The organism is Tepidimonas ignava, assembly GCF_004342625.1.
In the GTDB taxonomy this organism is placed as follows: Bacteria; Pseudomonadota; Gammaproteobacteria; order Burkholderiales; family Burkholderiaceae_C; genus Tepidimonas; species Tepidimonas ignava.
On record NZ_SMAH01000001.1, the window covers coordinates 139331 to 158066 of the forward strand.

Sequence of the window (18736 nt, forward strand, 5' to 3'; positions counted from 1 at the left end):
GGGCGAACAGACCATGGATTTCGTCGCTGGATTTTTCTACCTGTTTTCAGCGGTGCTGCTGCTGGCGGCGCTGCGCGTCGTCACAGCGCGCAACCCCGTGCACGCGGTGCTGTACCTGATGCTGGCGTTTTCGCAAGCCGCGGCGCTGTGGCTGCTGCTGAAGGCGGAGTTCCTCGGCATCGCGCTGGTGCTGGTGTACCTGGGCGCGGTGATGGTGTTGTTCCTGTTCGTCGTGATGATGCTCGACATCAACGTCGACGCGATGCGCGCGGGCTTTTGGAAACACCTGCCCCTGGCGCTGCTGCTGGGCGCGGTGGTCAGCGCCGAGCTGATCGCGGTGGTGTGGGCGGGCTTTCCCACCGCCACGGCCGACCCCGCGGTGGCCAGCCGCGCGATGCACGCGCCGGACCACAACAACACGCTGGAGCTGGGTCGGCTGTTGTACCGTGACTACCTGTACCCGATCCAGGTCGCCGCGGTGATCCTGTTGGTGGCCATGATCGCGGCCATCGCGCTGACGCTGCGCGGCCGCAAAGACACCAAGACCGTCGATCCGTCGCTGCAGGTGCGCGTCAAAGCGACGCAGCGGCTGCGCGTGCTGTCGGTGCCGCCGGCGCGCGTGGCGAGCGCACCCGCCGCCGGCCAGGAGGAGGGGGCATGAACACTTTGGGCAGCCTGGGTATCGGGCACTTTCTGTCGGTGGGCGCGATCCTGTTCGCGCTGTCGGTGGTGGGGATTTTTCTCAACCGCAAAAACCTCATCGTGCTGTTGATGGCCATCGAGCTGATGCTGCTGGCGGTCAACCTCAATTTCGTCGCGTTTGCCCACTACCTGGGTGACTTGCACGGGCAGGTGTTCGTGTTTTTCATCCTGACCGTGGCGGCGGCCGAGTCGGCGATCGGCTTGGCGATCCTGGTGCTGTTGTTCCGCAACAAGTCGTCGATCGACGTCGAAACGCTCAACACCCTCAAGGGTTGAGCCCACCACCCGAGCCTCTGTACAGACCATGACGACACTTTCCGCAAGCATGCTGCTGGCCGTGCCGCTGGCCCCGCTCGCCGGGGCGGCCGCGGCCGGCATCTTCGGGACCCGCCTGGGGGGCAACTGGATCGGGCGGCGCTGGGCGCACAGCCTCACCATCCTGGGGGTGCTGGTCGCGTTCATCCTGTCGGCCATCACGCTCAAGCGCGTGGCGCTGGACGGCGCGTATTTCGACCAAACGATCTACGAATGGATGGTCATCGGCGGCCTCAAGATGGAAATCGGCTTCCTGGTCGATGGCCTGACCGCGATGATGATGTGCGTGGTGACCTTCGTGTCGCTGATGGTGCACATCTACACCATCGGCTACATGGAAGACGACCCGGGCTACAACCGCTTCTTTGCCTACATCTCGCTGTTCACGTTCTCGATGCTCATGCTGGTCATGAGCAACAACCTGCTGCAGCTCTTTTTCGGCTGGGAGGCGGTGGGCCTGGTGTCGTACCTGCTGATCGGGTTCTGGTTCAACAAGCCCACGGCCATCTTTGCCAACATGAAGGCGTTTTTGGTCAACCGCGTGGGTGACTTCGGCTTCATCTTGGGCATTGGCCTGCTGGCGGCGTACACCGGCACGCTGAACTACAACGAAATCTTCGACAAGGCGCCGCAGCTGGCCGGTATCGAGTTTCCGTGGTACGTGCTGGGGCAGGACGTGATGCTGGTGACCGTCATCGGCATCTGCCTGTTCATCGGCGCGATGGGCAAAAGCGCCCAGTTCCCGCTGCACGTGTGGCTGCCCGACTCGATGGAAGGCCCCACGCCGATCTCGGCGCTGATCCACGCGGCGACGATGGTGACGGCGGGCATTTTTATGGTCGCGCGCATGTCGCCCATTTACGAGCTGTCCGATGCGGCGCTGAACTTCATCCTGGTCATCGGGGCGATCACGGCGTTTTTCATGGGGCTGCTGGGCATCATCCAAAACGACATCAAGCGCGTGGTGGCCTACTCGACGCTGTCGCAGCTGGGCTACATGACGGTGGCGCTGGGGGCGTCGGCGTACTCGGTGGCGGTGTTTCACCTGATGACGCACGCGTTTTTCAAGGCGCTGCTGTTCCTGGCGGCCGGCTCGGTCATCATCGGCATGCACCACAACCAGGACATCCGCTACATGGGTGGGCTGCGCAAGTACATGCCGATCACGTGGATCACCTTCCTGCTGGGCACGCTGGCGCTGATCGGCACGCCGCTGTTTTCGGGCTTTTATTCCAAGGACGCGATCATCGAGGCGGTGCACGCCAGCAACCTGCCGGCCTCGGGCCTGGCCTACGCCGCGGTGCTGGCGGGTGTGTTCGTGACGTCGTTTTACTCGTTCCGGGTGTACTTCCTGGTCTTCCACGGGCCTGAGCGCTACGACCAAAACCCCGACGCGCACCACGGCCATGACGACCACCACGACGACCACGGCGACGGCAAGCCGCACGAGTCGCCGTGGGTCGTGACCGCGCCGCTGCTGTTGCTGGCGGTGCCGTCGGTGGTCATCGGCTACTTGACCATCGAGCCGATGCTGTTCGGCGAGTTCCTCGCCGCGTCGATCGAGGTCCATGCCGACAGGCACCCGGCGATGGCGGCGTTTGCCGAAGCGTTCCACGGCCCGCTGGCGATGGCGCTGCACGCCTTCAGCACGCCGCCGCTGTACCTGGCGCTGGCCGGCGCCGTCAGCGCCTGGTACCTGTACCTGGTGCGCCCGGACTTGCCAGGCCGCATCGCGCAGGCGCTGCGTCCCATCGTTGTGGTGCTGGAAAACAAGTACTACATGGACTGGATCAACGAGCACATCATCGCCCGCGCGGCGCGCGCGCTGGGCGTGGGACTGTGGAAGGGCGGCGACCGCGGGGTCATCGAGACCGGCGTCGTCAACGCCAGCTGGAAGCTCGTGGGCGCGCTGGCCAGCGTGGTGCGGCGGCTGCAAACGGGCTTTTTGTACCACTACGCCTTCGTGATGATCCTGGGCGTGTTGGCGTTCATGATGTACTTCGTCTGGCTCGCCCGATAAGGAGAACGACAGCATGGGTTTGTTGAGTCTGGCGATTTGGACGCCGATCCTGTTTGGCGCGGTGCTGCTGGCGCTGGGGCGTGACGAGCATGCCGGCGCCGTGCGCTGGACCGCGCTCATCGGGGCGCTGCTCGGGCTGGCCGTGACGGTGCCGCTGATCACCGGCTTTGACACGAGCACGGCGGCGATGCAATTCGTCGAAAAGGCGCCGTGGATCGAGCGCTTCAACGTGCACTACCACCTGGGCGTGGACGGCATTTCGCTGTGGCTGATCCCGCTGACCGCCTTCATCACGGTGATCGTTGTCATCGCCGGCTGGGAGGTCATCACCGAGCGCGTCAACCAGTACATGGGGGCGTTTTTGATCCTGTCGGGGTTGATGATCGGCGTGTTCGCGGCGCTGGACGCGATGCTGTTTTACATCTTCTTCGAAGCCACGCTGATCCCGATGTACATCATCATCGGTATCTGGGGTGGCCCGAACAAGATTTACGCGGCGTTCAAGTTCTTCCTGTACACGCTGCTGGGCTCGCTGCTGATGCTGGTGGCGCTGCTGTACCTGTACAACGTGTCGGGTGGCAGCTTTGACCTGGCCACCTGGTGGAAGCTGCCGCTGGGCGCGGACGTGCAGTCGGCGCTGTTCTTCGCCTTCCTGGCGGCGTTTGCCGTCAAGGTGCCGATGTGGCCGGTGCACACCTGGTTGCCGGACGTGCACGTCGAGGCGCCCACAGGTGGCTCAGCGGTGCTGGCGGCCATCATGCTCAAGCTGGGCGCGTACGGGTTTTTGCGCTTTTCGCTGCCGATCACGCCGGACGCCGCGCATCAGTGGGCGCCGCTGATCATCGGCCTGTCGCTGGTGGCGGTGATTTACGTCGGCCTGGTGGCGATGGTGCAGCAGGATATGAAAAAGCTCGTGGCCTACTCGTCGGTGGCGCACATGGGCTTCGTCACGCTGGGGTTGTTCCTGTTCAACGACCTGGGCGTCAGTGGTGCGCTGGTGCAGATGATCGCGCACGGGTTTGTGTCGGCGGCGATGTTCCTGTGCATTGGCGTGCTGTACGACCGTGTGCATTCGCGCGAAATCAAGGACTACGGCGGTGTGGTCAACACGATGCCGGCGTTTGCCGCCTTTGCCGCGCTGTTCGTGATGGCCAACGCGGGGCTGCCGGGCACGGCCGGCTTTGTCGGTGAGTGGATGGTGATCCTGGCCGCCGTGCGTGAAAACTTCTGGATCGCGATGCTGGCTGCAACGTCGCTGATCCTGGGCGCCGCGTACTCGCTGTGGATGTTCAAGCGCGTGTACCTGGGCGCACCGGTGCATGAGCACGTCAAGGCGCTCAAGGACATCAACGCGCGCGAATACCTGATCCTGGCGCTGCTGGCGGTGATGGTGCTGTACCTGGGCATCCACCCCAAGCCTTTCACCGACGCAATGGACCCGGCGGTGCAGCAACTGCTCAAGCATGTGGCCGTGTCCAAGCTGGGCTGACCGTTGCCTAACCTTTTGCAAGAAAGCGACCTCACGATGATCGATGCCGTCAGTTGGGCCACCGCCACGCCGGAGCTGCTGTTGCTCGGCATGGCGTGCGTGATCGCCCTGTACGACCTGTTCGTCGACACGCCGCTGCGCGATGCCACCTACCGCTTGACCCAGTTGACGCTGGCGGTGGTGGCGGTGTTGGAAGGCTACCTGGCCAGCAGTGGCCAGACGCTGGTGGGCTTTGGCGGCATGATCGTCAGTGACCCGCTGGCCGCGTGGCTCAAATGCTTCGCCACCGTGGCGCTGATGGTGACGCTGGTGTACGCGCGGCCGTACGCCGGCGCGCGCGACATGCTGCGTGGCGGCGAGCTGTTCACGTTGTCGATGTTTGCGCTGCTGGGCATGTTCATCATGATCAGCGGCCACCACTACCTGGTGCTGTACCTGGGGCTGGAGCTGTTGACGCTGTCCAGCTACGCGCTGGTGGCGTTGCGCCGCGACGAGGTGCGCGCCACCGAGGCGGCGATGAAGTACTTTGTGCTGGGGGCGCTGGCCAGCGGCTTCCTGCTGTACGGGTTGTCGCTCGTGTACGGCGCCACCGGCAGCCTGCACGTGGCCGCGGTGGCGCAGGCGGTGGCCGGCGGCGTGCGCGAGCCGCTGGTGTTGACGCTGGGCATCGTGTTTGTCGTCGCCGGGCTGGCGTTCAAGCTGGGCGTGGTCCCGTTCCACATGTGGGTGCCGGACATCTACCACGGTGCGCCCACGGCGGTGACCTTGCTGATCGCCGGCGCGCCCAAGCTGGCGGCGTTCGCCATCGTCGTGCGGCTGCTGGCCGAGAGCCTGCCGCTGGCCGCGGCGCAGTGGCAGCCGATGTTGGCCACGCTGGCGGTGGCGTCGTTGCTGGTGGGCAACCTGGCCGCGATCGCGCAGCGCAACGTCAAGCGCATGCTGGCGTTTTCGACGATTGCGCAGATGGGCTTCATGCTGTTGGCGCTGGTGGGCGGTGTGGCCGAAGGCGGCCGTGGCGGCATGGCCGACGCCTGGGGGGCGGCGATGTTTTACGTCGTCACCTACGTGCTGACGACGCTGGCGACCTTCGGCGTGCTGTTGCTGCTCACCCGCGCCGGCTTCGAGTCCGAGGACATCGAGGACTTCGCCGGGCTCAACCAGCGCAGCCCCCTGTACGCGGGCGTGTTGGCGGCGTGCCTGTTCTCGCTGGCCGGTGTGCCGCCGCTGGTGGGCTTTTACGCCAAGCTGGCCGTGCTGCAGGCGCTGCTGGCTTCGGGTGCCGAAGCGGCCGTGGGCTTGGCGGTGTTTGCCGTGCTGGCCTCGCTGGTGGGGGCGTTCTACTACCTGCGCCTGATCAAGGTGATGTACTTTGATGCGCCGGTGCAGACCGCGCCCATCGAAGCGCCGCTGGCCACCCGCGCGGTGCTCACCGTCAACGGCGCGCTGGTGCTGGTGCTGGGGGTGTTGCCGGGCGGCCTCATGACCCTGTGTGTCCAGGCGCTGCGCGCGGTCTTGTAAGCCCGGCTAGACTACGGGCATGGGGCTACAAACCGCCGTCTGGACCGTGATTGGGTTGGCCATCGTGGGGGCCAACCTGCCGTTTATCAACCAACGTTGGTTGGCGCTGCTGCCGGCCCGCGGCGGCGTCAAGCCGTTGTGGGGGCGCTTGCTGGAGCTGGTGCTGCTGTATTTCGCCGTGGGGGGCGTGTCGCTGGCGTTGGAGGCGCAGGTGGGCCAGATCTACCCGCAGCGTTGGGAGTTTTACGCCGTGACCGCGGCCATGTTTGCCACGCTGGCCTTTCCCGGCTTCGTGTGGCGCTACCTGGTGCGCCACTGACGTGCCGTGGAGCCACCCGCGTGCACCCGCAACCCGACGACTTGACCGAGGCGCCGCTGCTGCAACGCACGTTGTGGCAGGGCAGTTTTCTGTCGTTGCACCAGGATGACGTGCGTCTGCCAAACGGCGGGCAAGCCCGGCGCGTCTATGTGCGCCACCCGGGCGCGGTGATGGTCGTGCCCATGCTGGATGCGACGCGGCTGGTGCTGGAGCGGCAGTTCCGTTACCCCGTGGGGCAGGTGTTCATCGAGCTGCCCGCCGGCAAGCGGGACCCCGGTGAGACGGGCTGGGCGTGCGCCGCGCGCGAGCTGCGCGAGGAAACCGGTTACGAGGCCGACGAGTGGGCGCGCGCCGGCGTGCTGCACCCGTGCATCGGCTACTCCAACGAGGTGATCGAAATCTGGTTTGCCCGTGGTTTGCGGGCCGGAACGCGCACGCTTGATGAGGGCGAATTTTTGGACGTGTTGACGGTGTCGGGCGACGAGCTGCTGGCCGCGGTGGCGCGCGGCGAACTGACCGATGGCAAAACACTGGCCGGCCTGCTGTGGTGGCAACAGGTTGTGGCGGGCCGCTGGGCGCTGTCCTGGCGGCCGACGTCGGCCTGGATGCAGGAGACGCGTCCATGAAGGTGCTGGACTTGGTCTGCGAGCACGGGCACATTTTCGAAGGCTGGTTTGGCTCGGAAGACGATTACACGCACCAACGCGAAACCGGCCTGTTGGCGTGCCCGGTGTGCGGCAGCCGCGCCGTGCACAAGGGGGTGAGCGCCCCGTACGTCCAAACCCGGCGGGGCGCTGAGCGCGCGCCTGCGCCGCCGGCCGAGGCGCCCGCCGAGCCTGCCGCACCGATGAGCCGCCAGGCGCAGGCCGAGCTGCTGCGGCGCCTGCGGGCCTGGGTGCGCAGCGCGGAGGACGTGGGCGAGCGCTTCGCCGACGAAGCGCGGGCGATGCACGCCGGCCAGGCGCCCGAGCGCCGCATCCGCGGCCGCGCCACGCTGGCCCAGGCCGCCGAGCTGTGGGAGGAGGGCATCGCGGCGCTGCCGCTGCCCGACACCCCCTTGCTGGACGACGGCGCGCTGCATTGAGGCTCAGGGGTACAACCCGCGCAGGTCGCGCGCGCGCAGGATGCGCTCGCAGGCCACGATGAAGGTGGCGGTGCGCAAGGTGACGCCCTTGTCGTCGGCGACGTGCCATACGGCGTCCAGCGCGTTGTTCATCACCGCCACCAGGCGCTGGTTGATCTCCTCCTCGGTCCAGAAAAAGCTGGAAAAATCCTGCACCCACTCAAAGTAGCTCACCGTGACGCCACCGGCGTTGGCGATGACGTCGGGCACGATCAGCACGCCGCGCTCGGTCAGGATGTCGTCTGCCGCGGGGGTGGTGGGGCCGTTGGCGCCCTCGATGATCAGGCGCGCCTGGATGCGGTGGGCGTTGGCTTCGGTGATTTGCTGCTCCAACGCGGCGGGGATCAGGATGTCGCACGGGGTGTCCCAGAACTGCTCGCGTGGCAGCGCCTGCGCCCCCTCGAAGCCCGCCACCGACCCGGTGGCTTTGGCATGGCGCAGCAGCGCGGGCACGTCCAGACCCGCCTCGGCGTAAACGCAGCCGGCGTGGTCTTGCACGGCGACGACGCGCGCGCCCGCCTCGGCAAACAGCCTGGCGGCGATGCCGCCCACGTTGCCAAAACCTTGCACCGCCACGCGCGCGCCGGCGATGTCGAGCCCCATGCGCCGCGCCGCTTGCACACCCACCGTATACACGCCGCGCCCGGTGGCTTCGTGGCGGCCCAGCGAGCCGCCGAGGCTGATGGGTTTGCCGGTGACCACGCCGGTGGCGGTTTCGCCGACGTTCATCGAGTAGGTGTCCATCATCCAGGCCATGACGCGCTCGTTGGTGTTGACGTCCGGGGCCGGGATGTCTTTGGTGGGGCCGATGATGATGCCGATTTCGCTCGTGTAGCGGCGTGTCAGCCGCTCCAGTTCGGGCAGCGACAGCTTGCGCGGGTCAACGCGGATGCCTCCTTTGGCACCCCCGAAAGGCACGTTGACAGCGGCGTTTTTGATCGACATCCACGCCGCCAGCGCCATCACTTCGGACAGGGTCACATCCTGGTGGTAGCGCACGCCGCCTTTGCCCGGGCCGCGCGAGGTGTTGTGCTGCACGCGGTAGCCTTCGAAGTGCGCCACCGTGCCGTCGTCCATCTGGATCGGGACATCGACGACCAGGATGCGTTTGGGGCGCTTGAGGGTTTCGACCCAGCGCGCCAGGTTGCCCAGGTAAGGGGTGACGCGGTCGACCTGTTGCAGAAAAATCCCCCACGGACCCAGGTGGTGCGGGTCGAGGTAGGAGGGCAGGGCGTGGCTGGTGGCCACGCGGATCGGGTTGTCGCTCATGGCAGACGTCCACAGGGTTGAACACGGCGCGCAGCATAGCCGCGCGGTGGGGCGCTGTCCAACGCCGTTGGGGGATGGCGTTATGCACGGCATGCATGGGTGTGCCCTGCGGTGGGCAGGGCACAATGGGGGCCCCAGGAGCAAGCGATGAGCAGGCCCAGTTTCGACCCGCGCCAAGTGCCCGTGGTGGCGGTGGACACGCATTTGCCGCGTGTGGCGGTGGAGCGCCTCACGCCCGCGTGGTTGCGGCAGGTGTTTCAGGCGCCCCCGCCGTGGACCCCGGAGCTGCGTGCCGAGCCGCGCTGGGTGGACGGACCGGCGCGCCCGGCGGCCGTGCTGGTGCCGCTGGTGTGGCGCGAAGGGCCGCAAGTGCTGCTGACCCAGCGCCCGCTGCACCTGCCCACCCACGGCGGGCAGGTGGCGTTTCCGGGCGGCAAGCTCGACCCGGCCGACGGCGGCGACCCGGTGCGCTGCGCGCTGCGCGAAGCGGCCGAGGAGGTGGGCATGCCGCCGGCGTGGGTTGAGCCGCTGGGGGCGCTGCCGACGTACAGCACCGGCTCGGGCTTTGACATCACGCCGGTCGTCGCGCTGGTGCGTCCCGAGGGGACCTGGCGGCCCGACCCGCGCGAGGTGGACGAAGTGTTCGAGGTGCCGCTGGCGCACCTGATGGATCCGCGCCACCACCGACACCACGAGCTCATGCTGGGCGATGTGCGGCGGCGCTGGCTGTCGATGCCGTACGACGACGGCGGTACCGAGCGCTTCATCTGGGGCGCCACCGCCGGCATGCTGCGCAACCTGTACCGGTTTTTGCTGGCGGCCAGCGCCGCTATGATGCCGCCATGACCCTGTTTGCTTTGTTGTTGGCGCTGCTGATCGACCAGGCCTGGCGGCCCGCGGCGCCGCTGTCGGCCTCGGCCCCGCTGGCGGGCTGGGCGGAGACGGTGCGCCGCCAGCTCGACGCCGGGCACAGCGCCCAAGGGTGGATGGCGTGGGCCGCGGCGGCGGTGGCGCCGGCGTTGCTGGTGGCGCTGGTGCATGCGCTGCTGTGGCAGTTGCACGGCCTGCTGGCGCTGGCGTGGAGCGTGGTGGTGCTGGTCAGCACGCTGGGGTTTCGGCATTTCAGCCACCCGTTCACCGAGATTCGCTTCGCCCTGGAAAGCGGCGACGAGGCGCGTGCCCGCACGCTGTACGCCCAATGGCGCGGCGCGCCCGCGGTGGATTGGCCGCGCGAGGAGTTGCTGCGCCGGGTGATCGCGCACGGTGTGCTGGACGCGCACCGGCACGTGTTGGGGGTGGCGGTGGCGTACGTGGTGCTGGCGGCGTTGGGTCTGGGGCCGGCGGGGGCCGTGCTGTACCGGCAGGCCGAGCGGCTGGCCCGCGCATGGGCCGACGAGGCATCCTCGTCGGCCGTGGAACCGGTCAGCCCGGCGGTGGCGTCGGCGGCGCAGCGCGGCTGGTGCTGGGTGGATGCGTTGCCGGCGCGGGCCACGGCGTTGGCGTTTGCCGTGGTGGGGCATTTCGAGGACGTGCTGGAGCGCTGGCGCGCGCACGCCACCCCCTGGAACACGCCCAGCGATGAGCTGCTGCTGGCCGCCACCGAAGGCGCAATCCACGTGCGCTTGCTGCCGCGCGCGCCGGCCGAACCCGACGCGCAGACCTGGCCGGCACCGCAACTGACGCACCTGGCGGCGTTGGTGGGGCTGGTGTGGCGCAGCGTGGTGCTGTGGATGCTGCTGCTGGCCCTTACGGTGCTGGTGCGCCTGTTTTGACCGCGCCCCGCCACCGCGTCAGCCGTACGGTTGCTGGGCGCGCGCCAGTTCGTCGTACAACGCCTGGTACAGCTGCCAGCGGCGCGGCGACAGCGGCCCCTGCGGCGCCAGCGCCGCGCGCACGGCGCAGCCCGGCTCCTGGCGGTGGGTGCAGTTGGCGAAGCGGCATCCACCAAGGTGCGCGGCGATGTCCGGCATCAGGCTGGCCAGGCGGCGCGGCTCAATGTGGTGCAGCCCAAAGGCGTGAAACCCGGGTGAGTCGACGATGGCGCTGCGGCGCGCCTCATCCAGCCAGTACCAGGTGGTGTGCGTCGTGGTGTGCCGACCCGTGCCCAGGGCGCGTGAAATGGCCTGGGTCTGGGCCTGCGCGCCGGGCACGAGTCGGTTGATGAGCGTGCTCTTGCCCACACCGGACGCGCCCATCACCAGCGTGGCACGCCCCTGCAGATGGGGCCACAGGGCCTCCATGCCGTCGTCGGGCACCGCGCCGCCCACGCACAGCGGCAGCACCGTTTCGCCCATCGCGCGGTACGGCTCCAGACGCTGCCAGGCCTCGTCGAACGCGGGCTGCACGTCGCGCTTGTTGAGCACGATCAGCGGCGCGACGTCGGCGTCGCGCGCCGCGATCAGCGCCCGGCTCAGGTGCTCGTCGGAAAACACCGGTTCGGCCGCCAGCATGATCAGCACCTGGTCGACGTTGGCGGCCAAGGTTTTGGTGCGCAGCTCGTCCTGGCGTCGCAGCAGGCTGCGGCGCGGGTGGATGGCGGTGATGACGCCCTCATCCCCGGAGGGCTGCCAGTCCACCCAGTCCCCCACCACGGCTTCGGTGCGTTTGCCGCGCGGGTGGCAGCGCACGCGCCGGCCGTCGTCGGCCTCGACCAGCAGGTGCCGCCCGTAGCTGGCGACCACGCGCCCGCAGGCGCTGGCGGGGAGGGTGGTGGTGTGGGCGTGTGCGCTCATGCGGCGGCGGGCAGCCGTTGCAGGCGCTGCAGCAACGGGGGGTGGCTGTAGAAAAAGCGCACGTACCACGGGTCGGGCGTGGCGGTGGCGGCGTTGTCGCGGTGCAACCGCAGCAGCGCGTCGCGCAGCGCCCGAGCGTCGGCGTGGCGGGCGGCGTAGGCGTCGGCGGCGAACTCGTCGCGGCGTGACCAGGCGGCCATCAACGGCGCGGCCCAAAAGCCCGCCTGCGGCAGCACCAGCAAAAACAGCAGCAGCGCGCGTGCCGCATTGCCCCCAGCCAGGTCGGGCGTGACACCCAGCCCGAAGTAGAACCACGGCTGCTGCCCAAGCCACGCCAGCAGCGCCAACGCCACGGCACTGCCAACCCCGAGCAGCGTCAACCGACGTGGGATGTGGCGCAATTGGGCGTGGCCCAGTTCGTGCGCCAGCACCGCCTCGATCTGCGCGGGGGCAAGCTGCTGCAGCAGCGTGTCGAACAGCACGACGCGTTTGGCGCGCCCCAGGCCGGTGAAGTAGGCGTTGGCGTGGGCGCTGCGGCGGCTGCCATCGACCACGTACACCCCTTGCGCCCGCAGCCCGCAGCGCTGCAGCAGCGCGCTCAGGCGCTGGTGCAGCTCGCCCTCGGGCGGCAGGGGGTCGAAACGGTTGAACAGCGGCGCGATCCACAGCGGCCACACCACCATCAGCAGCAGGTTGAAGCCCATCCAAAGCCCCCACGCCCACACCCACCACCACGGGCCGGCATGCTCCATCAGCGCCAGCAGGGCCAGCACCAGCGGCAACCCCAGCAGCGCCGCCACCAGGGTGGCTTTGAGGCCGTCGGCCAGCCACAACCCCAGCGTCGTGCGGTTGAAGCCAAAGCGCGCTTCCAGCCGAAACGTGCGCCACCAGGCCAGTGGCAGCTCCAGCAGCGCCCCGATCAGCGCGAACGCGGCCACCAGCGCCACCTGTTGCGTCAACCCGGGCCCGAGCCAGTTCAGCAAGGCCTTGTCCAGCGCCTCCAGCCCGCCCAGCAGCGTCCAGCCGGTGACGATGGCGGTTTGCGCGCTCGCTTCCCACAGCGCAAGCTGGCTGCGCGCCACCGTGTAATCCGCCGCGCGGCGGTGCGTGCTGAGGTCGAGGTGATCCGCCAGCGCCGCTGGCACACGCTCGCGGTGGCGGGCCACGTGGCGCATCTGGCGTGTCAACAGCCACGCGCGCGCCAGCCATTGCGCCAGCAACAGCACGGCAAAGACCGCGCTCCACAGCAACGCTGCAGGCATACCGATGTCCATGGGCAAGAAGTCTAGTGCAAGCCCAGGGCGGGAGCGCCATCGGCGACAATCGCCCCATGGACAACCCGCAACACCTGCCTGAAACCCTGGACACCGAAGCGCTGGCGTTGCCGCGCAGCGACCAAAACCTGGTGTGGATCGATTGTGAGATGACCGGGCTGGATCCGGAGCGCGACCGTCTGCTGGAGGTGGCCGTGGTGGTCACCGGCCCCAACCTCACGCCCCGCATTGAGGGGCCGGTGCTGGTGATCCACCAAGACGACGCCGTGTTGGACGCCATGGACAGTTGGAACAAAGGCACGCACGGCAAAAGCGGCCTGATCGACAAGGTGCGCGCCAGCACGATGACCGAAGCCGAGGCCGAGACCGTGCTGCTGGACTTCATCGCCCGCTACGTCCCGAAGGGCGGCTCGCCGATGTGCGGCAACAGCATCGGCCAGGACCGCCGTTTTCTGGTCAAGTACATGCCGCGGCTGGAGGCGTTTTTCCACTACCGCAACCTGGACGTCAGCACGCTCAAAGAGCTGGCCAAGCGTTGGCGGCCCGAGGTGTACAAGGCGTTTCAGAAGCAGCAGCGCCACACGGCGCTGGCCGACGTGCACGAGTCGATCGACGAGCTGCAGCACTACCGCGACCATTTTTTGCGTTTGCCGGGGTGAGGCGCTGCGCCACGGCCGGGTTTCAGGGTAAGCTTGCGCGTTTTTTGACAAACGCGTGACGTGTCATGACACCCATTTTGACCCCCGTGACCCGCTCCGGGCGGGCGCATTTGGAACAATCGCTGCGCTTGGCGGCGGCGGTGGCGGCGCTGGTGGCCGCCGGGCTCGCGGCCGCCCTGATGGTGCGCGGCACACCTGGCCTCAGCCCCCAGGCGCTGTGGTTTTTGGTCATTGCCGCCGCCGTGGGCGGCTACATGGCCATGAACATAGGGGCCAACGATGTGGCCAACAACATGGGGGCGCCCGTCGGGGCTGGCGCCATCAGCCTGGGCGGTGCGATCGCGCTGGCGGCGTTGTTCGAGGCGCTGGGCGCCATCATCGCCGGCGCTGAGGTGGTGGGCACCATCAAGGGCGGCATCATCGATATGAAGGCCTTTGCCCAGGCCGAGCGCTTCACGTGGTTGATGCTGGCGGCGCTGCTGGCCGGCGCGCTGTGGTTGAACCTGGCCACGGTGCTGGGCGCGCCGGTGTCCACCACGCACTCGATCATCGGCGCGGTGGCCGGCGCCGGGATCGCAGCCGGTGGGTGGGGCGTGGTCAACTGGACCACGATCGGCTCCATCGTGCTGAGCTGGGTCGTGTCGCCGCTGTTTGGCGGGGCGGTGGCCGCCGCGGTGCTGTACCTGAGCAAGCGGCTCATCACCTACCAGGCCGACATGGGCGCGGCGGCCGCACGGCGTGTGCCGCTGCTGATCGCCGCGATGGCGTGGGCCAGCGCGACGTACCTGCTGCTCAAGGGCCTCAACAACGTGATGAAAATCTCGTTTGGGCAGGCGCTCTTGGCGGGCCTGGCGGTGGCGGTGGTGGTGTTTGTCGCGCTGCGCGGCCCGGTGGCGCGGCAGGCGGCGCAACTGCCCAGCAGCAAAGACGGGGTCAACCAACTGTTCACCTGGCCGCTGGTGTTCGCCGCGGCGCTGCTGAGCTTTGCGCATGGCGCCAATGACGTGGCCAACGCCATTGGCCCGCTGGCGGCCATTTACGAGGCCGTGCTCAACGGGGTGGTGGTGGCCAAGGCCGCCACGCCGACCTGGATCATGGTGCTGGGGGCGTTGGGCCTGTCGATCGGGTTGGCGCTGTACGGCGGCAAGCTGATCATCACGGTGGGCAAAGAAATCACCGAGCTCGACCGCATGCGCGCCTACGCCATCGCGATGGCGGCCACGGTCACGGTCATCATCGCGTCGCAGCTGGGCATGCCCGTGTCGACGACGCACGTGTCGATCGGTGCGGTGTTCGGCGTCGGGTTCTTGCGCGAGCTGCTCAAGGTCAACTACGCCAAGATGGAAGCGGTGGTGCGCGCCGCCCACCAGGGCGAAGACCGCGAGATCGTCGAGGCCTACCTGCAGCGCTTTGAAGCGGCGCCGGTGCAGGAGAAAAAGCGCATGCTGGCCGAGATGAAAAAGCGCGCCAAGGAGATGGAACGCCGCGGCGAGCTGGCGCCGGGCTGGTTCAGCAAGAAAGAGCGCAAGGCGTTCAAAAAGGCGTACAAGAAGGAAATCGTCAAGCGCTCGGTGGTGATGCGCATCATCGCGGCCTGGATCGTCACGGTGCCGGCCACGGCCGTGCTGGCGGCGGTGTGTTTCCGCGTGGTGGAGTGGCTGCTGACCGCCTGAAGCGGTTTCGTGGCATAATGTGCGCAGCCGACCACGTTGGTGTGGTCGGCTTTTTCGTTGCATCTGCTGCTGGCGTGCCTGGTTGAGTTGGGTTTGCGTGGGGTGGTCGATGTGATGTTGCCCACCCTCCCAACGGAGTCTTCAGGATGACCAGCCTTGCCCTCCAGGCGGCCGCCGTGCGCGCGCCTGCCGATGTTTCCCCTTCCTCGTTCGATCAACTCGGGCTGCACCCGGCGCTGCTGCGCGCGGTGGCCGACCTGGGCTTTAGCACCCCGACCGCCGTGCAGCAGGCCGCCATCCCTGCGGCGCTGCCCGACGCGACCGGCGCCGCGGCCGACCTGATGGTGTCGAGCCAGACCGGCAGCGGCAAGACCGCCGCCTACCTGCTGCCGCTGCTGCACACGTTGCTGCAGGCCAGCGCCGAGACCCCCGCGCGCGGCGTGCCCCGCCGCGGTGGCCGTTGGCAGCCGGCCCGCCCGCGGGTGCTGGTGCTGTGCCCGACGCGTGAACTGGCGCAACAGGTCAGCGCCGACGCCATTGACCTGCTGCGCCACGCCCGTGCCTTGCGCGTGGCCACGGTGGTGGGCGGCTTGCCGTACCAGCAGCAGTTGCAGCGCCTGCAGGGCGCGGACGTGCTGGTGGCCACGCCGGGCCGTTTGCTCGACCTGCAACGCGGTGGGCACGTGGAGCTCGACGCTGTGCAGCACCTGGTGCTGGACGAGGCCGACCGCATGCTCGACCTGGGTTTTGCCGACGACCTGGCGGCGATCCACGCCTTGACCCAATCGCGCGCGCAGACGCTGATGTTTTCGGCCACCTTCGCGCCGCGCGTGCAGCAACTGGCCGCGGGCATCATGCGCCAGCCGCGCCAGCTCACACTGGCCACGCCGCAGCAGCGCCATCAGCACATCGAGCAGCGCCTGCACTGGTGCGACGACGCCGGCCACAAGCGCCGCTTGCTGGAGCACTGGTTGCGCGACGGCGAGCTGCAGCAGGCCATCGTGTTTGCCAGCACGCAGGTGGAGTGCGACGCGCTGGCCGAAGAACTGCAACAAGCGGGTTTTGCCGCCGTGGCCCTGCATGGCGCGATGCCGCAGGGGGTGCGTCAACGCCGCCTGCAAGCGCTGCGTGAGGGGCGTGTGCAGATCCTGGTGGCCACCGACGTGGCCGCGCGCGGCATCGACGTGCCCACCATCACGCACGTCTTCAACTACGGCTTGCCGATGAAGGCCGAGGACTACGTGCACCGCATCGGCCGCACCGGTCGCGCCGGGCGCAGCGGCTTGGCCGTGACGATGGCCGAGCCGCGCGATCGGCGCCGCATCGCGGCGATCGAAGCGCTGCGCCGCGAGCCGATCCCTGAGCACACGATTGCAGGCCTGGAGCCGCGCCTGCGGCCGCAGGCGCACCGTGGCGCCGGTCCGGGCCGCGGGCGCAGCGGCGCCGGCGGTTGGCGCGGCGAGGGCGCCCGACGCCCCGAAGGTGGCGGCAGCGCCCGTGGCGCCGGTCGCCCCGGCGCAGGGTGGCGCAGCCCTGCGGCGGCGCGTGGCGCCACCGTGGGTGGCCGCGGCGTGGGCACGCTGCGCGGCGGCGTGCGCTGACCGGACCCTGCGGCCCGGCAAGCACTCCTGCGGCGGTGCCCGCGCCCGCCCGGTGTTGGCCGGGTGACAGACCCGGCGCGCGCCGGTGTGCGATGATGCCTCCCTGTCGCCCGCGAAGGGCGCTTCCGAGGAGACAGCATGCAACCGCGTTGGAACGGGGACTGGCTCGACCGCATGTACAACGCCCGTGCGGCGGTGCCGCAGCACCCATGGCATCTGGGGCGTTGGGCGTTGGCGTCGCAGGACGCGCGTGAAGCCCACCCGTGCGAGCTCGACGTCGCCTACGGCGACGACGCCAGCGAGCGTCTGGACGTGTTCCCGGCCGACCGGCCGGGTGGGCCAGCGGTCGTGTTCATCCACGGTGGCTACTGGCGTGCCCTGGACAAAGCCGACCACTCGTTCCTCGCGGTGCCGCTGCGCAACGCGGGGGCCTGTGTGTTCGTACCGAACTACGCGCTGTGCCCCGCGGTGACGATCCCGGACATCGTGCTGCAAATGGTGCGCGCGTTGGCCTGGGTGCACCGCCATGGCGCGCGCTGGGGCGCGGACGCCCAGCGGTTGGTCGTCATCGGCCATTCGGCGGGAGCGCACTTGGCGGCCATGATGCTGGCGTGCCGCTGGACGGCGTGGGACGCGACGCTGCCGGCCCAACTGGTGCGGGGGGCGCTGGGCATTTCGGGGCTGTACGATTTGGAGCCGCTGATGCACGCGCCGTTTATCCGCGACACGCTGCGGCTGACCCCCGACGACGTGGCGCGCGCCAGTCCGGCGTGGTTGCCGCCGCCACGCCACGGGCGCATGCTGGCGGTGGTGGGCGCGGAGGAAAGCGCGGAGTTCCAGCGCCAGACCACCACGCTGCGGCGGGTGTGGGGCGAGCGCCGCGTGCCGGTGTGCGAGACCTTGCCGGACTGCAACCACTTCAGCGTGCTGGAGCAGCTCAGCCTGCCCGGCACGCGGTTGCACCAGCTGGCGTTGGCGCTGACCTTCGGGGCACGGGTGCCGCGCGGCCAGCCGGCCGTCGGCGCCCCGCGGGTCACATCAACAGGTGCTCGCCGGCGTTGTTGACGCCCAAGATCACGTAGTTGACGCGGCGGATGTCCATCAGCTGCGTGCCGCCGGCGTAGCTGATCGAGCTTTGCAGGTCTTCGCGCATTTCGCGCAGCGTGTCGGCCAGCTTGCCTTTGATCGGCTCCAGGATACGCTTGCCTTCGACGTGACGGTACTCGCCCTTGTTGAAGTCGCTGGCCGAGCCGTAGTACTCTTTGTACAGCCGCCCGTCCACCTCGACGGTCTGCCCCGGGGACTCTTCGTGCCCGGCCAGCAGCGAGCCGATCATCACCATCGTGGCGCCGAAACGGATGCTTTTGGCGATATCGCCGTGCTCGCGGATGCCGCCGTCGGCGATGATGGGCTTGGTGGCCACGCGCGCGCACCACTTGAGCGCGCTCAACTGCCAGCCGCCGGTGCCAAAACCCGTCTTCAGGCGCGTGATGCAGACCTTGCCGGGGCCAATGCCAACCTTGGTGGCGTCGGCGCCCCAATGTTCCAGGTCGATGACGGCTTCAGGCGTGCCGACGTTGCCCGCGATGACGAAGCTGCCCGGCAGCTTGTCTTTCAGGTGCGCGATCATGCGCTGCACGCTGTCGGCATGGCCGTGGGCGATGTCGATCGTGATGTACTCCGGCACCAGCCCTTCGGCCACGAGCCGGGCCACGGTGTCGTAGTCGCCCGCCTTGACGCCCAGCGAGATCGAGGCGTACAGCCCCTGCGCGTGCATGCGCCGCACGAACGCCACGTTGTCGACGTCGAAGCGGTGCATCACGTAAAAGTACCCGTTGGCGGCCAGCCACTCGGCGATCGGCTCGTTGATGACGGTTTTCATGTTGGCCGGCACCACCGGCAGTACGAAGCGGCGCGGCCCGAACTGCACGCTGGTGTCGCACTGGGAGCGGCTTTCCACGCGGCACTTGCGCGGCAGCAACAGGATGTTGTCGTAGTCGAAGATTTCCATGACAGGCACAAAAAACCGGGCGCTGCCCAAC

Annotated in this window: 18 protein-coding genes; 14 read left to right on the forward strand and 4 right to left on the reverse strand. The window is 68.5% G+C overall.

Annotation, left to right across the window (positions count from 1 at the left end; translation table 11 throughout):
- Nucleotides 1–13 precede the first annotated feature (13 nt).
- The 8 genes from EDC36_RS00695 to EDC36_RS00730 are packed head-to-tail and all read left to right on the forward strand — an operon-like array spanning nucleotide 14 to nucleotide 7447.
- On the forward strand, nucleotides 14–661 hold the full coding sequence (locus tag EDC36_RS00695) for an NADH-quinone oxidoreductase subunit J (protein WP_132961329.1): 648 nt from the start codon (nucleotides 14–16) through the stop codon (nucleotides 659–661).
- The gene (gene nuoK / locus EDC36_RS00700) at nucleotides 658–978 is read left to right on the forward strand and encodes an NADH-quinone oxidoreductase subunit NuoK (RefSeq protein WP_132961330.1); all 321 of its coding nucleotides are present in this window, start codon (nucleotides 658–660) and stop codon (nucleotides 976–978) included. Before EDC36_RS00695 ends, nuoK begins: the two co-directional genes overlap by 4 nt.
- A gap of 28 nt (nucleotides 979–1006) precedes the next feature.
- Nucleotides 1007–3037, forward strand: coding sequence for an NADH-quinone oxidoreductase subunit L (gene nuoL / locus EDC36_RS00705; RefSeq protein ID WP_132961331.1), 2031 nt, complete (start codon nucleotides 1007–1009; stop codon nucleotides 3035–3037).
- A gap of 13 nt (nucleotides 3038–3050) precedes the next feature.
- Nucleotides 3051–4526: an NADH-quinone oxidoreductase subunit M gene (locus EDC36_RS00710; protein WP_132961332.1), complete on the forward strand. Its 1476-nt coding sequence runs from the start codon at nucleotides 3051–3053 to the stop codon at nucleotides 4524–4526.
- A 36-nt stretch (nucleotides 4527–4562) separates the two neighbouring features.
- On the forward strand, nucleotides 4563–6044 hold the full coding sequence (nuoN, locus tag EDC36_RS00715; protein ID WP_132961333.1) for an NADH-quinone oxidoreductase subunit NuoN: 1482 nt from the start codon (nucleotides 4563–4565) through the stop codon (nucleotides 6042–6044).
- 19 nt (nucleotides 6045–6063) lie between these two features.
- Nucleotides 6064–6363 (forward strand): DUF2818 family protein, encoded by a 300-nt coding sequence (locus tag EDC36_RS00720; protein WP_132961334.1) that lies wholly within the window; start codon nucleotides 6064–6066, stop codon nucleotides 6361–6363.
- Nucleotides 6364–6383: 20 nt separating this feature from the next.
- Nucleotides 6384–6989, forward strand: a complete 606-nt coding sequence (locus EDC36_RS00725) for an NUDIX domain-containing protein (protein WP_132961335.1) — start codon at nucleotides 6384–6386, stop codon at nucleotides 6987–6989.
- The gene (locus EDC36_RS00730) at nucleotides 6986–7447 is read left to right on the forward strand and encodes a DUF1178 family protein (protein ID WP_132961336.1); all 462 of its coding nucleotides are present in this window, start codon (nucleotides 6986–6988) and stop codon (nucleotides 7445–7447) included. The genes EDC36_RS00725 and EDC36_RS00730 overlap by 4 nt, the downstream gene beginning before the upstream one ends.
- Before the next feature lie 3 nt (nucleotides 7448–7450).
- Here EDC36_RS00730 and EDC36_RS00735 read toward each other — a convergent pair whose 3' ends face one another.
- On the reverse strand, nucleotides 7451–8755 hold the full coding sequence (locus tag EDC36_RS00735) for a Glu/Leu/Phe/Val family dehydrogenase (protein ID WP_132961337.1): 1305 nt from the start codon (nucleotides 8753–8755) through the stop codon (nucleotides 7451–7453).
- A 147-nt stretch (nucleotides 8756–8902) separates the two neighbouring features.
- Between EDC36_RS00735 and EDC36_RS00740 the strand changes: the two genes are divergently transcribed.
- Both EDC36_RS00740 and EDC36_RS00745 read left to right on the forward strand, forming a co-directional pair.
- Nucleotides 8903–9601: a CoA pyrophosphatase gene (locus tag EDC36_RS00740; protein ID WP_132961338.1), complete on the forward strand. Its 699-nt coding sequence runs from the start codon at nucleotides 8903–8905 to the stop codon at nucleotides 9599–9601.
- The gene (locus EDC36_RS00745; RefSeq protein WP_132961339.1) at nucleotides 9598–10527 is read left to right on the forward strand and encodes a CobD/CbiB family protein; all 930 of its coding nucleotides are present in this window, start codon (nucleotides 9598–9600) and stop codon (nucleotides 10525–10527) included. Before EDC36_RS00740 ends, EDC36_RS00745 begins: the two co-directional genes overlap by 4 nt.
- 18 nt (nucleotides 10528–10545) lie before the next feature.
- Here EDC36_RS00745 and rsgA read toward each other — a convergent pair whose 3' ends face one another.
- The gene (gene rsgA / locus EDC36_RS00750) at nucleotides 10546–11487 is read right to left on the reverse strand and encodes a ribosome small subunit-dependent GTPase A (protein WP_132961340.1); all 942 of its coding nucleotides are present in this window, start codon (nucleotides 11485–11487) and stop codon (nucleotides 10546–10548) included.
- Nucleotides 11484–12761: a M48 family metallopeptidase gene (locus EDC36_RS00755; protein WP_132961341.1), complete on the reverse strand. Its 1278-nt coding sequence runs from the start codon at nucleotides 12759–12761 to the stop codon at nucleotides 11484–11486. The genes rsgA and EDC36_RS00755 overlap by 4 nt, the downstream gene beginning before the upstream one ends.
- Nucleotides 12762–12817: 56 nt before the next feature.
- On the opposite strand from EDC36_RS00755, the gene orn reads away from it, so the two are divergent.
- The 4 genes from orn (at nucleotide 12818) to EDC36_RS00775 (ending at nucleotide 17759) form a co-directional block, all read left to right on the forward strand.
- Nucleotides 12818–13420: an oligoribonuclease gene (gene orn, locus EDC36_RS00760; protein ID WP_132961342.1), complete on the forward strand. Its 603-nt coding sequence runs from the start codon at nucleotides 12818–12820 to the stop codon at nucleotides 13418–13420.
- A 65-nt stretch (nucleotides 13421–13485) separates the two neighbouring features.
- Nucleotides 13486–15093 carry an inorganic phosphate transporter gene (locus tag EDC36_RS00765; protein WP_132961343.1) on the forward strand — a complete coding sequence of 536 codons (1608 nt, stop codon included), beginning with the start codon at nucleotides 13486–13488 and terminating at the stop codon, nucleotides 15091–15093.
- 146 nt (nucleotides 15094–15239) lie between these two features.
- A complete protein-coding gene (locus EDC36_RS00770) occupies nucleotides 15240–16694 on the forward strand; it encodes a DEAD/DEAH box helicase (protein ID WP_132961344.1) in 1455 nt (484 codons plus the stop codon).
- Nucleotides 16695–16832: 138 nt separating this feature from the next.
- Nucleotides 16833–17759 carry an alpha/beta hydrolase gene (locus tag EDC36_RS00775; protein ID WP_132961345.1) on the forward strand — a complete coding sequence of 309 codons (927 nt, stop codon included), beginning with the start codon at nucleotides 16833–16835 and terminating at the stop codon, nucleotides 17757–17759.
- Here the strand turns inward: EDC36_RS00775 and EDC36_RS00780 are convergent.
- Nucleotides 17728–18705: a GMP reductase gene (locus tag EDC36_RS00780; RefSeq protein ID WP_132961346.1), complete on the reverse strand. Its 978-nt coding sequence runs from the start codon at nucleotides 18703–18705 to the stop codon at nucleotides 17728–17730. The genes EDC36_RS00775 and EDC36_RS00780 overlap by 32 nt on opposite strands.
- Nucleotides 18706–18736: the final 31 nt, after the last annotated feature.